The organism is Providencia sp. PROV048, from assembly GCF_033688165.1.
Classification (GTDB): domain Bacteria; phylum Pseudomonadota; class Gammaproteobacteria; order Enterobacterales; family Enterobacteriaceae; genus Providencia; species Providencia hangzhouensis.
Genome location: NZ_CP096360.1, coordinates 2918296 through 2933663 on the forward strand (window position 1 = coordinate 2918296; position 15368 = coordinate 2933663).

The 15368-nt window shown below is 37.2% G+C and carries 12 protein-coding genes; 8 read left to right on the forward strand and 4 right to left on the reverse strand.

Annotation, left to right across the window (positions count from 1 at the left end; translation table 11 throughout):
* Positions 1 to 5 precede the first annotated feature (5 nt).
* The 3 genes from serC to seqA form a co-directional block, all read right to left on the reverse strand.
* Positions 6 to 1097 (reverse strand): 3-phosphoserine/phosphohydroxythreonine transaminase, encoded by a 1092-nt coding sequence (serC, locus tag M1F26_RS12885; protein WP_036957913.1) that lies wholly within the window; start codon positions 1095 to 1097, stop codon positions 6 to 8.
* 287 nt (positions 1098 to 1384) lie between these two features.
* The gene (pgm, locus tag M1F26_RS12890; protein WP_140170791.1) at positions 1385 to 3019 is read right to left on the reverse strand and encodes a phosphoglucomutase (alpha-D-glucose-1,6-bisphosphate-dependent); all 1635 of its coding nucleotides are present in this window, start codon (positions 3017 to 3019) and stop codon (positions 1385 to 1387) included.
* A 56-nt stretch (positions 3020 to 3075) separates the two neighbouring features.
* Positions 3076 to 3621 carry a replication initiation negative regulator SeqA gene (gene seqA / locus M1F26_RS12895; protein WP_004256238.1) on the reverse strand — a complete coding sequence of 182 codons (546 nt, stop codon included), beginning with the start codon at positions 3619 to 3621 and terminating at the stop codon, positions 3076 to 3078.
* 325 nt (positions 3622 to 3946) lie between these two features.
* Between seqA and ybfF the strand changes: the two genes are divergently transcribed.
* The 8 genes from ybfF (at position 3947) to M1F26_RS12935 (ending at position 13570) form a co-directional block, all read left to right on the forward strand.
* Positions 3947 to 4723 (forward strand): esterase, encoded by a 777-nt coding sequence (gene ybfF, locus M1F26_RS12900; protein ID WP_004256243.1) that lies wholly within the window; start codon positions 3947 to 3949, stop codon positions 4721 to 4723.
* Positions 4724 to 4965: 242 nt separating this feature from the next.
* On the forward strand, positions 4966 to 7071 hold the full coding sequence (locus M1F26_RS12905; RefSeq protein ID WP_094960684.1) for a peptidase domain-containing ABC transporter: 2106 nt from the start codon (positions 4966 to 4968) through the stop codon (positions 7069 to 7071).
* Complete coding sequence (locus tag M1F26_RS12910; RefSeq protein ID WP_140170792.1) at positions 7068 to 8396, forward strand: HlyD family type I secretion periplasmic adaptor subunit; 1329 nt, start codon at positions 7068 to 7070, stop codon at positions 8394 to 8396. Before M1F26_RS12905 ends, M1F26_RS12910 begins: the two co-directional genes overlap by 4 nt.
* Before the next feature lie 3 nt (positions 8397 to 8399).
* Complete coding sequence (locus M1F26_RS12915; protein ID WP_140170793.1) at positions 8400 to 10499, forward strand: type I secretion system permease/ATPase; 2100 nt, start codon at positions 8400 to 8402, stop codon at positions 10497 to 10499.
* 169 nt (positions 10500 to 10668) lie between these two features.
* Complete coding sequence (gene ybfE, locus M1F26_RS12920; protein WP_004256256.1) at positions 10669 to 10962, forward strand: LexA regulated protein; 294 nt, start codon at positions 10669 to 10671, stop codon at positions 10960 to 10962.
* 154 nt (positions 10963 to 11116) lie between these two features.
* Positions 11117 to 11644: a flavodoxin FldA gene (gene fldA / locus M1F26_RS12925; protein WP_004256261.1), complete on the forward strand. Its 528-nt coding sequence runs from the start codon at positions 11117 to 11119 to the stop codon at positions 11642 to 11644.
* A gap of 268 nt (positions 11645 to 11912) precedes the next feature.
* Complete coding sequence (fur, locus tag M1F26_RS12930) at positions 11913 to 12362, forward strand: ferric iron uptake transcriptional regulator (RefSeq protein ID WP_004256285.1); 450 nt, start codon at positions 11913 to 11915, stop codon at positions 12360 to 12362.
* A 674-nt stretch (positions 12363 to 13036) separates the two neighbouring features.
* On the forward strand, positions 13037 to 13570 hold the full coding sequence (locus tag M1F26_RS12935; RefSeq protein ID WP_227528823.1) for a bactofilin family protein: 534 nt from the start codon (positions 13037 to 13039) through the stop codon (positions 13568 to 13570).
* Positions 13571 to 13745: 175 nt separating this feature from the next.
* On the opposite strand, the gene chiP is transcribed toward M1F26_RS12935, so the two are convergent.
* Positions 13746 to 15143, reverse strand: coding sequence for a chitoporin ChiP (gene chiP, locus M1F26_RS12940; RefSeq protein WP_004256290.1), 1398 nt, complete (start codon positions 15141 to 15143; stop codon positions 13746 to 13748).
* Positions 15144 to 15368 lie beyond the last annotated feature (225 nt).

Genomic DNA, 15368 nt, shown 5'->3' on the forward strand with positions numbered 1-15368 from the left:
TCTCATTATTGAGCGTTATGGCGTTCGAAATCAGCCATAAAATCAACCAAAGCCTGTACACCAGCTAATGGCATCGCATTATAGATTGACGCACGCATACCACCAGCCACTTTATGGCCTTTTAGAGAAAGTAAGCCTTGCTCTTTGGCTTCTTCAATAAATTTCGCATCAAGTGCCGGGTTTTGCATTTGGAACGGTACGTTCATCCAAGAACGGTTCTCAACCGCAACACGGTTAATATAGAACTGGCTATCATCAATTGCATTGTAGAGTAATTGTGATTTTTCATAATTACGCTTAGCCATTTCTTGCAAACCACCTTGCTCTTTTAACCATTTGAAGACCATCCCCGCGAGATACCAAGCAAAGGTCGGTGGAGTATTAAACATTGAATCGTGTTTTGCTAATACCGTGTAATCAAATACAGATGGAGTCTGAGGCGAAGCTTTACCGAGCAAGTCTTCTCGAATAATAACGATAGTTAATCCAGCTGGCCCAATATTTTTTTGAGCTCCCGCATAAATTACGCCATAACGGCTTACATCAATCGGTTTAGATAAGATAGAAGAGGAATAGTCAGCAACAATAATTTTATCTTCAGGGAAGTCAGGTTCCTCATGAATAGCTAAACCGCCTATGGTTTCATTTGGGCAATAGTGAACATAAGCGGCATCATCACTTAATGGCCACTCTTTCATAGGTTTTAAACTAACAATGCCATCTTTTTCTTCAGTAATTTGAATTACATTAGGTGTACAGTATTTTTCAGCTTCTTTTGCTGCTGACTCTGACCAATAGCCGCTTACAATGTAGTCTGCGGTCGTTTTATCACCTAGTAAATTCATTGGTAACGTTGCAAAATGGGCTCGAGCTCCACCGTGACAAAATAAAACTTTATAGTTATCAGGGATGTTTAATAAATCACGTAAATTTTGCTCTGCTTCTGTTGCCACTTCGATAAAGTCTTTTCCGCGATGGCTAACTTCCATGACAGAAACGCCTAAACCCTTCCAATTACAAAACTCTTGTTCAGCACGACGCATGACTTCAACAGGTAGCATAGCTGGACCTGCACTGAAATTATAAACCTGACTCATTGACCTCACCCTATCCATCTTCAATTATGGTTAATAAAATTCACTCAGATAATTAAAGTTGTACCACTCCAAGCCTTTAGCTGCAACGGTTATTGTCAGCAATCCCAAAAATGAAAGGGGGGTTATTTTTTGATAATGGGGAAAAGAATTTTGTTAATCTTGTCACACTCTCGACAAGCACCATTTTATGGAGAAATTAACAATAAATAAGCGATAATATCCCGAATTACATCATTGCGCTGTGTTTCGGGATATTCATTGAAATGTCTTTTATTGAAGATTAAAAATTAGCGAATAACTTTGCTTACGATCTCAATCGCTTCTTTTTCTATTTGGCATAAATGCTCTTCTCCACGGAAGCTTTCACAATAAATTTTATACGCTTCTTCCGTGCCTGATGGCCTTGCTGCAAACCAGCCATAATCAGTCATGATTTTTAAACCACCAATTGGCGCATTATTACCGGGGGCTGCGGTTAAACGCTGTGTAATTTTATCTCCTGCCAATGTATCTGCTGCAACCATTTCCGGTGATAATTTACTCAGCTTCGCTTTTTCTTCGTGAGTAGCTTTCGCTTGAATACGGTTGTAAATCGGTGCCCCAAATTTTTTGGCAAGGTTATTATAACGCTGCTGCGGGTTTTCACCGGTAACCGCCGTAATTTCCGCAGCTAGTAAGCAAAGAATGATACCATCTTTGTCTGTTGACCAAGGTGTGCCATCGAATTTTAAGAATGATGCCCCAGCACTTTCCTCACCGCCAAAACCTAGTTGTCCACTGAATAACCCATCAACGAACCATTTGAACCCTACAGGCACTTCAACTAATTCACGACCGATATCATTAACAACACGGTCAATCATCGCACTTGAGACAAGTGTTTTCCCTACCGCAACATTTTTTCCCCACTGAGGGCGGTGTTGGAATAGGTAGTCGATTGCTACAGCAAGATAGTGATTTGGATTCATTAAACCATCGGGGGTAACAATGCCATGACGGTCATAGTCAGGGTCATTAGCGAAAGCTAAATCAAATTTTTCTTTCATCCCAAGCAAACCCGCCATTGCCCAACTTGATGAGCAATCCATACGGATAACACCATCATGATCCAAAGGCATAAAACGGAACGTTTGGTCTAATTGGTCATTTACGATTTCAATATCTAATTGATAATATTCAGCAATTTTTTTCCAGTATTCAATACCGGAACCGCCTAGTGGGTCAACACCAATTTTCAAACCAGACTTAGCAATCGCTTGCATATCAACAACTTCGCCTAATGCAGAGACATAAGGCATAACCAAATCTTGCTGAATAACGTATTCACTCGCCATCGCTGTATCAAAATTGACTCTTTTAACCCCTTCCAGGTTATTGACTAGCAATTGGTTTGCATTTTTTTCAATAACAGAAGTTAAATCGGTATCAGCCGGCCCGCCATTCGCAGGGTTGTATTTAATACCGCCATCTTCAGGTGGGTTATGTGAAGGCGTAATCACAATGCCATCCGCAACATCTTGGTGTGATTGGTTATAACTTAAAATAGCGTGAGAGATAGCTGGAGTTGGCGTAAAACCATTATTTTCCTGAACAATTACATGAACTTGATTTGCCGCTAACACTTCAACCACTGTAATAAACGCTGCTTCTGATAACGCATGGGTATCTTTCCCTACAAAACAAGGACCTGTTACACCTTGCTTTTTGCGTAAATCGGCAATTGCTTGTGCAATGGCTAATATGTGGTTTTCATTAAAATTTTTACGCAACGAACTACCACGATGCCCTGATGTGCCAAACTTAACAGCTTGAGATGTATTATCGGGTTGTGGTTGCTGCGTATAATATTGAGCGGTTAATTGAGCGACATTGATCAAGTCACTTTGAAACGGAAGCTGCCCTGCACGTTCATGTATTGTCACTTGTTTTCTCCCAAAGCACTGATGCTTTGTTATCAACATCAGTGGCCTTTCAGTTTTTAAATAGTATTACAAACTTTTTCAATCACATTGGTTGGAAATTGCATTTCCTGCATGATCGCATCAACCATGCTACGTTTACGATTCGTATTCGTATTCGTGATCACCCAATAGGGTGTTCCTGGTATATGACGCGGCTTAGATTGCTTACCAGCTGCAAGTAATGTTTGTTCATCACCAGCAAAATAAATACGAGTTCGGCCATGCATTAACTCTGTTGCACTCGCAAAACGATTCGCATCTAAACTATATAAAGTAGATAAAATCAACATAAAGCGGTCAATCGCTTTACTTTTTTCTGCATAAGCGTCAGATAACAGAAGCTCTCTAATGACTCTAACAGGGTTTAATGCAACAGCAGGTGTACTCATCGCAGGTTCAGCCTTAATAACAGCATGTTCCTGACTAATTTCTTTTGCTTGTACTGGCTGCCCGGATTTGAAATTTAACATACGGCGCAAAATATCCGATGCACTTTCACCGATATGCTGTGTATGGCTCGCAATATAGCGGTAAAGCTCTTCATCAACTTCTATCGTTTTCATTTTTTCCCAGTACTTTTTTAACTAAAATTTGCGGTGTGATTATAAGACAGATTTAAAAAAAACAAAACAATTAAAATTTCAATAACTTAAAGTAAACATTATTCTAAGTTCAAAGATAATTCAGTGGGTTATCATGCCATGACTTCCAGTATTTTGTCTCAGTGATCAACTTCAATTTTCTGAAATTCATTGGCTAAGGATATTTTGATTATCGACTCATTGACTTACCTCAGCCAAAATCGCAGCTTATTTGACCATTTGGATTTTATTCATAGCCGTGACATGATAAGACCACATGTACCGCTGACGAATTGATCAAACAAATATGACTGTGTTACTTAACCATACTATCCATAAACCTGAAAATCCAATCTCAAATAGTCCTATTGTACTCATACATGGGTTATTTGGTGACCTCAATAACTTAGGTGTTTTAGGACGTAATCTACAACAATATTTCGATACGATTCAAATTGATGTTCGTAATCATGGTGACTCATTTCGTGATGAGCAAATGAGTTACCAACAAATGGCCCAAGATGTTATTACTCTAATAAAGTCTTTAGGTTACGAAAATGCTATTTTAATTGGTCACTCTATGGGTGGCAAAATCGCCATGGCGGCAACAGCAATAGCCCCTAATTTTATTAATAGTATCGTTGCTATTGATATGGCGCCTGTCGCTTACCAAGTCCGTCGTCATGATAAAATATTCGCGGCGCTTGATGCCGTCACAGCAAAAAATGCAAAAACTCGCCAAGAAGCTACTGTGATTATGCGTGATTACATTAATGAGGATGGTGTTATCCAATTTCTGCTTAAATCCTTTAAACAGGGTGAGTGGAAATTTAATTTACCTGCCCTAAAAGCTAATTATGAAAGTATTATTGGTTGGGAAATAGTACCCGCCTGGAATAAACCCGTGCTGTTAATCCCAGGAGGAAATTCCCCTTATGTACAAGCTGAATATAAAGAACAAATCGCACAACAATTTCCGCAAGCCAAAGCGTGGGTTGTTGCTGATACAGGGCACTGGGTTCATGCAGAAAAACCAGACCATGTTTTAAGAGCCATTCATCGTTTTTTATCTATCCCTGAATAATTGTTCACATTTAAATATAGATATTGAAAAGATATATAACTTTTCAATATCTTTAAATATATTTGTAGTTAAATATAATTACTTTATTAATTACATAATAAGACTAACTTCAATACACAGCGAATTACAAACCCTGTATTATCCAAATTCTACTCCACCTTATTACTATCTAGTGCATATTTTATCAATGCAAATTTGGAATTAAAAATTCAAATAACTTAAGGAATTTATTAATATAGAAAATGGATAGTCTCAAATCAAAATCAACATTATACTTCATTAGTGTTATTGCTAAGTTATCAGGGCAAGTAAATCCTAAAGAACTAGAACAAACACTCAATCAATCTATTGGTTATAATGAAAAACTTAACATTATTAAATCGAAACATGCCATTCGCTGTAGGAATAAATATCAGAAGAATAAAAATGTAACTAAAATCGTATGCCCTGCTATTTTATATAATACCAAAGGAGAAGCCATTCTATTAGCTAACTGCAATCAAGAACAAGTACTCATTCAGCAATTTGGGAATACCCCGCCAGAGATATGGAGTATTGATGAGCTGAATCAACAATGGAATGGTCATTGGTTAGAAGTAAACCTTAAGCAGGGTCAATTTGACATTACCTGGTTCCAAGTTGAATTTATGAAATACAAACCTATTATTTTGTGGGTTTTATTCTTTTCATTTATATTACAAATACTCGCATTAGTTTCCCCTATTGTTATGCAAGTTATTATGGATAAAGTGCTCGTTCATAATAGCTTAGTCACATTGGACGTTTTAATTTTTGGGTTAATTATTGCGGCGTTAATAGAAGTGACATTGAAAGGGTTACGTGAGTATATTTATCATCACACTGTTAACCGCATTGATATGACACTTGGCTTGAAGCTGGTGAATCATTTACTGAGACTACCTATTCCCTTTTTTAAAAGCAGGCAAATAGGCGCAATTGTCACCCGAGTAAAAGAGCTCGAAACTATTCGTGAATTTTTAACCAGCAGCTTTTTTACTCTATGTGTCGATGTGCTATTTTTATTTGTATTTATTTTTGTGATGAATTTGATCTCCACAACACTCACAATAATATTTTTGTGTTCTATTCCTTTTTATCTTTTATTAGCTTGGTGGTTAACGCCTAAAATTGAATCTGCTGCACAACAACAGTTCACCAATATTGCCATCAACACCTCTTTTTTGACCGAAAGTATCAATGGGATCGAAACAGCCAAAAGCTTATCCGTCGAACCAAATTTCACTCGTCGCTGGGACGGCCAAACCGCTGATATGAGCCAAACTAACTTTGTATCAGGGCAAATAAGCTCCCGCTCTGAACATCTAGTGATGGCTATTGAAAAAATCACCAGTGCTATTGTTTTGTGGGTTGGTGCTTCTGAAGTTTTAGCATTGCAGATGACGATTGGCCAGCTTATTGCCTTTTACATGATGGTTAGCCACGCTAACCAGCCCCTCATCAAACTAACTAAACTATGGGGGGACTACATTCGAACCAGTGTCGCTATCGAAAAACTCTCCCAAATTATTAACTTACCTACCGAACAATCACAGCAAGAAAATAAGTTATCTCTTCAAGGGCATTTAAATCTAAAAAATATCTCGTTCCGCTACCAACCTAACATGCCATTTGTTCTAAAAAACTTTAATTTAAATATTAAAGCGGGAGAAACTATTGGTATTGTTGGGACATCAGGGTCAGGTAAGAGCACCCTCGCTAAATTATTACTACGGCTTTATACCCCTGAAAGTGGTGCTATTTTTGTGGATGGAACCCCCATGTCTGCGATTAACTTGCACTCCCTTAGACAACAAATTGGTATTGTTTTACAGGAAAATTTCTTATTCAGCCAATCTGTTTTTCACAATATCGCTCAAACCTCACCGGATGCCTCCATGGACGAAGTCGTTCATGCCGCCAAAATGGCGGGAGCACACGATTTTATTTTGAAATTACCAAAAGGTTACGACACCGTTCTTGCCGAGGGGGGAACATCACTTTCTGGCGGCCAACGCCAACGTATTGCTATTGCTAGAACACTGCTTTCCAACCCTAAAGTGATTATTTTTGATGAGGCAACTAGCGCTTTAGATGACGAATCCCAAGCCGTTATTCAAGAAAATATGCATATTATTGCAAAAGGAAGGACCATCATCACAATTGCTCACCGCCTATCAACTATTCGCCATCACCAGCGGATCATTGTGATGCAAAATGGTGAAATTATCGAGCAAGGTAGCCATCAGCAACTTATTGAACAAGGTAATTTTTATAAACATTTGTGGACTCTACAACAGTCTCTGAAATCAGACATGGACGTAAAATGAAACATCGATTAGACAAAAACCGTTATAACAGCTTTTTGCCTTCACACTTGGCGATATTAAAAACACCACCGTCTTACTTGGCACTATACGTCGCTATTTCTATTAGTGTAGGCGTTTTTCTTGCTGTGACTTGGTCATTTTTTGGTAAGTTGGATATTCAAGCAACCACGCAAGGTAAACTTATTGTTTCAGGACGAACACAGTTAATTCAAGCGTTTGAATTAAGTCGTTTAGAACATATTCATGTCACTGATGGGCAAGTAGTAAAACAAGGGGATCCTTTAATAACTGTCAATGTATTAGGTGTTGACCAAGATATCCTGAGTTTAAATTACCAACATAACTTCCATGTAGCCGAAATATTAATTTATCAAGCATTGATTTCACAACAGCCTATTGAGCAATTACCTTTATTTAACCAATTAACTGAACTAGAACAAAACAATACACGGGCTAGCTATCAAACACAAAAAATAGAATTTGATTCATTAATTAATGAACTTAATAATGAAATTCAATTAAATACTGTCAATCAGCAAGCTAGAAAAGACGAATTACTCACTATCAATTCCCTCATCGTAAACATCAAAAAGCGTCTCGATGCACACCATTCGTTAACTAAAAAGCAGTTGATCAGCCAGAAGGAATTTTTAGAACAAGAGCGAGAACTATTAATCGCTAAAAAAGAAAAAGTCACCAAATTATCTGAGCTTTCCATTCTGAAAAGCCAGTATCAAGCCTTAAATGAAAAGGTAGACAGAATTAAAGCCCAAAAAAACCAAGAGTGGGATGAAAAATACAAACAAGCTGACTTTAAGCGGGCTTCCCTTGAGCAAGAACTATTAAAAAATAAAGAAAGAAACCAATTAGAAATCATACGGGCTCCCGTTGATGGCACGATACAACAACTTGCTACACACACTATAGGTGCAGTGTTACAACCCGCACAGCAGTTAATGGCTATAGTACCTAATAATCATGTTCAACTAGCTGAAATTAAAATCTTAAATAAAGATATTGGTTTCATCCATGAAGGGTTAAGAGCAGAGGTGAAAATAGATGCTTTCCCTTACACTCGTTATGGCACAGTTGAAGGGGAAGTGATTTCCGTCTCTCGTGACAGTACTCTCGATGAAAATCTTGGATTAGTGTTCTTAGGGCAAATCGGTCTTAAGCAAAAAGAACTAGTAGTTGATGGTGAGTCTATTGAACTGACACCCGGTTTATCCATTGTGGCAGAAATAAAAACAGATAAACGCCGTATTATTGATTACTTACTTAGCCCAATCAATGAATACACCTCAAACGCGATGAGAGAAAAATAATCGATGGAACAGTTAAATAATCATGGTTTGGATGCCTTAGTTTGGGTGGCTAAATATTATCAAAACAATGTTTCATCTGACCAACTAAGACATGCTATTGGTATGCAAACTTTATCCCCTACTGAGTGGGAAATTAGAGAATGCGCACAAATATTGGGGTATGAAACCGAGCTTATTGCAGCACAATATAAGCAATTAAGAACACTACCTTTGCCCGCTTTAATCTATATAGATGGTTTCTGGCAAGTAATTAGCCAAGAAAATGAATTGGTACTCATTAACCCGACTAATGATGAACGAAAACCTATTTATAATTCGATTGGGCATCAACAAGCTGAATTTGACATAGTACTCATTAAGGAGCAATTAGAACCGGAGCAAAAAAAGGCCTTTGGTTTTAGCTGGTTTATTCCCTCTATTTTGCGACAACATGTTAAATTACGAAATATTTTTATTCTCTCTGCCATTATTCAGCTTTTCGCCTTAATTAGCCCACTGTTGTTTCAAAATTTAATCGACAAAGTGTTAGTTGGCCGCAGTCTCTCAAATTTACACGTTATTGCATTGGCGATTTTTGCCATTGCTGTTGCAGAGCCGATATATGGTTTTATTCGTAATAAGATTTTTAGTCATAGTAGTAGCCAGATAAGCGCTGAATTATCAGGGAAAATTTATCGCCATTTAATGGCCTTACCTTTAAATTATTTTAAGCTAAGGCCAACAGGGAAAATTATCGCAAGGATCCGTGAATTAGCTCATATAAGGCAGTTTTTAACGGGCTCGACACTGATGCTATTCATTGACTTTATCTTTGTTATCCTTTTTGTCGCGGTTTTATTTTCCTACAGTAGTTTGATGGCTTGGATTTTATTGGGCTCTATGGGGGTATTTTTTGTTTTATGGATGATTTTAGGCCCAATCATTCGCCAACAAACTCAAAAATCTTACCAAGCCGATGAAAATGGTCTCACTTTTCTCACCGAAAGTATTACTGGGATTGAAACCATAAAAACGACAGCAACAGAAAAATACTTTAATCAACGCTGGAAAAAAATATTTAGCAAGCAGCTAACTCAAAGCTTTAAAGTATCAATGCGCAGTGAAGTTGCCTCTCAGTTAATGACACTTGTGAGTAAAATAACTACCGCAATTCTTTTGTGGGTTGGTGTCAAGGAGGTATTAAACGGTGGGATTTCTCCTGGCGAATTAGTGGCATTTAATATGCTAAGCGCGCATGTTACACAACCTGTATTGCGATTTGCTCAAGTTTGGCAAGATTTCCAACATACCATCATTTCATTGCGTCGGGTGGGAGATATTCTTGATGAACCTGTAGAAAATGAACGTAAAGGGATTGCAAACACTTCAAATATTCACGGAAAAATAGAGTTTCAAAACATCCGATTTCGTTATCAACCTGATACGCCTGAAGTTATCAATAATTTGTCATTAATGGTTAATTCTGGTGAATTTATTGGGATTACTGGCCCTTCTGGTTCTGGAAAAAGCACCTTAACGAAATTATTACAACGACTTTATGTACCACAACATGGGCAAGTTATTGTTGATGGCATGGATTTAGCTGTCGCAGATACTGTGTCATTACGTCGAAAAATGAGCGTTGTATTACAAGAAAGCACTTTATTCGTCGGTTCTATCGCAGAGAATATCCGTTTAAGCCACCCGCAAGCGACTAACGAACAAGTTATTCACGCAGCAAAATTAGCTGGAGCATATGACTTTATTATGGCATTGCCTGATAATTTTAATTATCCCTTATCAGAAAAAGGCTTGAACCTTTCAGGTGGTCAACGTCAAAGAATTGCACTTGCGCGCGCTTTACTCACCGAACCAGACATTTTAATTCTCGATGAAGCCACTTCTGCGCTCGATTACGAGTCAGAAGCTGCCATTATGGAAAATATGCCTTTAATTACGCAAGGAAGAACAGTCATTAGTATTGCTCACCGACTCAACACGATTATGCATGCTGATAGGATATGTGTTATTTGCCAAGGAGAAGTACACGAAATGGATACACACGAAAACTTGCTCAAATCAAATGGCTTATACGCCAATTTATGGCGCCAACAAACGCAATAACACGGATAAAAAAGCATCACACCTATAGCAAGTGGTGCTTTTTTACTAAAAGCGCTCATTTTACAACCGATTAAACCAAATCATCGTAGATGAAGCTATAGCACAAGGGGATTAGCTAGGGTATCATGGCGCGCTGAATTACTGGCACACCCTTTTAGCAGTTATAGACATGGCAAAAGAACAAACGGATCGAACTACACTAGATTTGTTCGCTGAGGAACGAAGGCCTGGGCGACCTAAAACAAGCCCGCTATCACGGGATGAACAACTGAGGATCAACAAACGCAACCAACTGAAACGAGATAAAGTGAAAGGATTGCGTAGAGTTGAATTGAAACTGAACGAAGAAGCTGTCGTGATATTGAATCAGTTAGCTGAAGATAAAAATATAAGCCGTAGTGAATTGATCGAAGAAATTTTGATGTCACAACTTGAGCATGTTAACACATCAATACTCAAATAACGTTATCTTGATAAATCACACAAATTTGACAGACTTAGCATCATTTTTTCGCCAGAATAAGGCGTAATATTCTATCTATTTTCGTTCTAAGTGGGCTCTAGAAGGCGAATTTTCACTTCTAGTCCTCTTAGAAAAACAAGAGGTTAATCACTTTATGGCAGTCATAGGCATTTTCTTCGGAAGTGACACAGGTAACACAGAAAATATTGCCAAAATGATCCAAGAAAGATTGGGCAAAGATGTAGCAGAAGTTCACGATATCGCAAAATGCAGTAAAGAAGATATTGAAGCTTTTGATATTCTACTTCTCGGTATTCCAACTTGGTATTATGGTGAAGCTCAATGTGATTGGGATGATTTCTTCCCTACTCTCGAAGAAATTGATTTCGAAGGTAAACTTGTCGCCTTATTTGGTTGTGGAGACCAGGAAGACTACGCTGAATATTTCTGTGATGCTATGGGTACGATCCGCGATATTATTGAGCCTCGTGGTGCTGTTATTGTTGGTCATTGGCCAACAGAAGGTTATCACTTTGAAGTATCCAAAGGTATGGCAGATGACAACCACTTTATTGGTTTAGCTATTGATGAAGATCGTCAACCTGAGCTAACTGATGAACGTGTTGATGCATGGGTAAAACAAATCTCTGAAGAAATGTCTTTAGCTGAAATTTTAGGCTAATAGATCATATAAAGAAACCTTACCCATAGATTACACCACTGCCTTGTACAAAATGAATCACTAAGCCAGCGGCGTAATCTAAAATAACCGATAAGGTATCCTAATAGGATAGGTTCTCAAGAGATTATCAAAATAATGAGACAATGCATGGTTTCTATTTTTATTTTCCATGCCTATAATTGTAAATCAGTTTAGAAGACAACTGTATTGATGTTAAAAATGTCTCATTATTGTTAAATTTATGATTTAAGATACAGGACAAACCCGCATGACAGACAACAACAAAGCATTGAAAAATGCTGGACTCAAAGTCACTCTTCCAAGATTAAAAATTTTGGAAGTACTTCAAGAGCCTGAGTGCCACCACGTCAGTGCGGAAGATCTCTATAAAAAGCTGATCGATATGGGCGAAGAGATCGGGTTAGCAACCGTATACCGCGTGTTAAACCAATTTGATGATGCAGGTATCGTAACCCGTCACAACTTCGAGGGGGGTAAATCTGTATTCGAGTTAACTCAGCAACATCACCATGACCATTTAATCTGTTTAGATTGTGGAAAAGTGATTGAGTTTACTGACGAATCCATTGAAACTCGCCAAAAAAATATCGCTGCTCGCCATGGCATTAAACTATCTAACCATAGTTTATATCTATATGGTCATTGCGCAGATGGTGATTGCCGTGATAATGCTGACGCACACGAAGCAAAAGAGTAATAGTATTCAACCATCGCTGATAAAACGTAATGGTTAAAAATACCAAAACCCTGATAATAAACTTTATCAGGGTTTTTTATTTCAAATATCCATATTTTTTTCACTCAATTAGTGATAATTTATGATGAGTAACTTAAATTTAACTATTTATCACTACAATTTTTAGTTAAAAAAAATTTTCCTAGAAACTATAATAGTTGCAATTCAAATCAAAACCCTTATATTATTTCACTGATGAATATATTCTATCATCTAGAATTATACTTATATATCAAAGTGGTATATAAATAACATTATAGATGTTTTCTAATTTTTCATACTATATAAAAATTATTTTATTTCCTTTCTATTATTTTAACTATATAAAAATTATTTTATTTCCTTTCTATTATTTTAACTATAATTTAGAAAGTTGATGATTCAAATGTAGTCATAAAGTTAAAATACACTTTAAATGTACAATTACATTTATTGACTAAACTAATTACGTATTTTAGTAATTTGTAAGAGATTATCTGATGAAAAAAACATATCTTTTTCTCAACACAAGTTTTTTCTTCTGGTTTCTTACTTTAATAGGGTGGTTTTTTAGCTATTTCTCTATCACCTTATTTTCGTTCGTATTATCAGTGCTATTCTTGATCGTATACTTCAATCAAAAAAAGGTAAGTAAAATGTTCACCAAAAGACAAAACAAGCCCACGCCTACATCGACGCCCCCTTCTATAAGTAATGAGCCTGAAGTGACTGCAAAGATAGAAGAACAAATTACACTATCAACGCCTACTATTAGTGAAGAAAAATCGAATACGGTTATCTCTAGGGACGTTATTTTTGAAGGGAATATTACCTCTAATGAGCAAGTACATATCTATGGAAAAGTCATTGGAAATATAACAGGAAAAGAAAATACGGTTAAAGTTATGTTAAACGGCCAAGTTACGGGAAATATCACCTGCAAAGAACTGGTGGTTAATGGTCGTATTGAAGGTGAATGCTTATCTGATACTATTTGTATTGAAAATAATGGCGAAATCCACGGTACTATCCATTACAGTAGCTTATCAATTAAAAAAGGTGGGGTTTTATCTGGCCATGCTCAAATTAAAAATCCTCCTCATCAATCGGAAAAAGTTACCATATTAAAAGATAAGTTAAAACAAGACGCTATCATACCCAATGAAAGTGTAAATAACGCTTCTTTGTAGTCACCATAAAAATAAGGTGAATATACCCACCTTATTTTCAATTTTTATATCAGTATTTACACCCATTAAAACATCTCATTAATATTAAAATATATAGCAAACCTCTTTCCTATCTAGGCAAATGACTGCCATAGTTCCCCTATAGCAGTCATTTGTTACTAAAATATTTTCTACTCTAGAATACAGTAAATGGCATCATTACCATAAACTTAATATCTTTTTCATCTTGGAAAATATTTCCATAACCACCACCATAACTCGGAATATCTGTATGATTATCATATTTGGTAAAATGTAGCTTAAATAGCGTATCTTTTGCTCTACCTGACTGCACGGTATATAAAATATCAAAGTTCCATGCACTTTCTTTTAAGCGTACATCTTGAGCATATTGGCTATTCGTACTTGGTTTAGCATCCCAACCATAAATATATGAGGTTCCGACTTTCCATCCTGCTAAATCCCAATTTTTTAAATCATACATAACACCAGCCATAACGGCTTTTTCATTATTAGCATTCCAGTCTGAACGGCCATCCCACCAGATATCCATGCGGCCATTTGATGTTGCCCAACCAGGGGTCATACGCTGTAGGAAATAACCTTGATTACCTTTAGCTTTTACATAGGTTCCCTCTAATTTAAAATCAAATTCATCGTAGGTGTAACCTAATGTCATCGCTTGCAACCAAGCTAAACCGTCATAAACATCATTAACTCCGCCGTCTGAAACCTTGTCTTTTGCTCCATAAAATTGATAAGACATACGTAAATCACGGTCTACAACAGGAACAGCATAGGAAACCTTGGCAAAATATTGGTCCATATAGCTTTTTGCTTGCCCATATGCCCCTTCAAGAACTAAGTTGTTTTTAAAGTCATATTTGAAACCAATTGATTGTAAATAGCTGATCCCAGTTTTACCATCCGCTTCACGAAAATCATACATACTGCGGTACCAAGGTGCTTTATAGCGGTCGGTCCACATATAGGACATGCTGAGTTCACCATTTTGCTCAAAATCAAACACCCCGCCCACCTCTAATCCACGGTATGTTCCAGGCATATAACTCCAATGGGATGCTAATAGCGTTTGCCCCGTTGGTTGAATATAGCCGCCTCTCCCCCAGAAAGGGCCATATTTCAATTTTGCAGCCGCTTTATAAAAAGTCACACCACTACGATCCCCTGTCCATTTTTCATCCCAACGTGATTTTGCGTCACTAAAACCGATTTCATTTGGTGCAGCAGGCCCACTGTTCGATAGCTCAATAGCTGTAAAACCCGCTAAATCAAGCCCAATAATGTCCTGAAAATAGCCTGATGAGAAATCTAGGCTGGCATTAAACGTTGAGTGTTTAAGATTATCCGCATACTTTTTATATTTATCACTATTAGGGTCTAAATCTTTACGTGAACGATCTCGTTGCCAGTAGTAAAGGCCACCAGTAAGTTTTGAATCTTCAAGAAATTGCTCCGCATGCATGATTGGCTGGTAACCAATAGGCAGCATCGCTATTGCGATTTTTAAGACGAGCAATTTCCTGCCAGTATTGACATTTTTATTAACCATTCTTGTATTCCTCTAATATTTTTTAATTTTATTTTTCGGCCGAAATACGATTTAACTTTCCATTTAAATCTAAATATTCACAATGAGTTATGCCTCATGCGATGTATTTAGCCTATTTTTTGCAACGCGAATTATCAACACAGATACAGGCTTTGTTGCCAAAATATGATCAACGACACATTAATTTTAATTAATTGCCATTATCACCAGTGATGACCTTGCTAA

Coding starts and splice junctions, on each gene's coding strand:
- serC (WP_036957913.1), bottom strand. CDS start 1,097: ATGAGTCAGGTTTATAATTTCAGTGCAGGTCCAGCTATGCTACCTGTT.
- seqA (WP_004256238.1), bottom strand. CDS start 3,621: ATGAAAACGATAGAAGTTGATGAAGAGCTTTACCGCTATATTGCGAGC.
- ybfF (WP_004256243.1), top strand. CDS start 3,947: ATGACTGTGTTACTTAACCATACTATCCATAAACCTGAAAATCCAATC.
- M1F26_RS12905 (WP_094960684.1), top strand. CDS start 4,966: ATGGATAGTCTCAAATCAAAATCAACATTATACTTCATTAGTGTTATT.
- M1F26_RS12910 (WP_140170792.1), top strand. CDS start 7,068: ATGAAACATCGATTAGACAAAAACCGTTATAACAGCTTTTTGCCTTCA.
- M1F26_RS12915 (WP_140170793.1), top strand. CDS start 8,400: ATGGAACAGTTAAATAATCATGGTTTGGATGCCTTAGTTTGGGTGGCT.
- ybfE (WP_004256256.1), top strand. CDS start 10,669: ATGGCAAAAGAACAAACGGATCGAACTACACTAGATTTGTTCGCTGAG.
- fldA (WP_004256261.1), top strand. CDS start 11,117: ATGGCAGTCATAGGCATTTTCTTCGGAAGTGACACAGGTAACACAGAA.
- fur (WP_004256285.1), top strand. CDS start 11,913: ATGACAGACAACAACAAAGCATTGAAAAATGCTGGACTCAAAGTCACT.
- M1F26_RS12935 (WP_227528823.1), top strand. CDS start 13,037: ATGTTCACCAAAAGACAAAACAAGCCCACGCCTACATCGACGCCCCCT.
- chiP (WP_004256290.1), bottom strand. CDS start 15,143: ATGGTTAATAAAAATGTCAATACTGGCAGGAAATTGCTCGTCTTAAAA.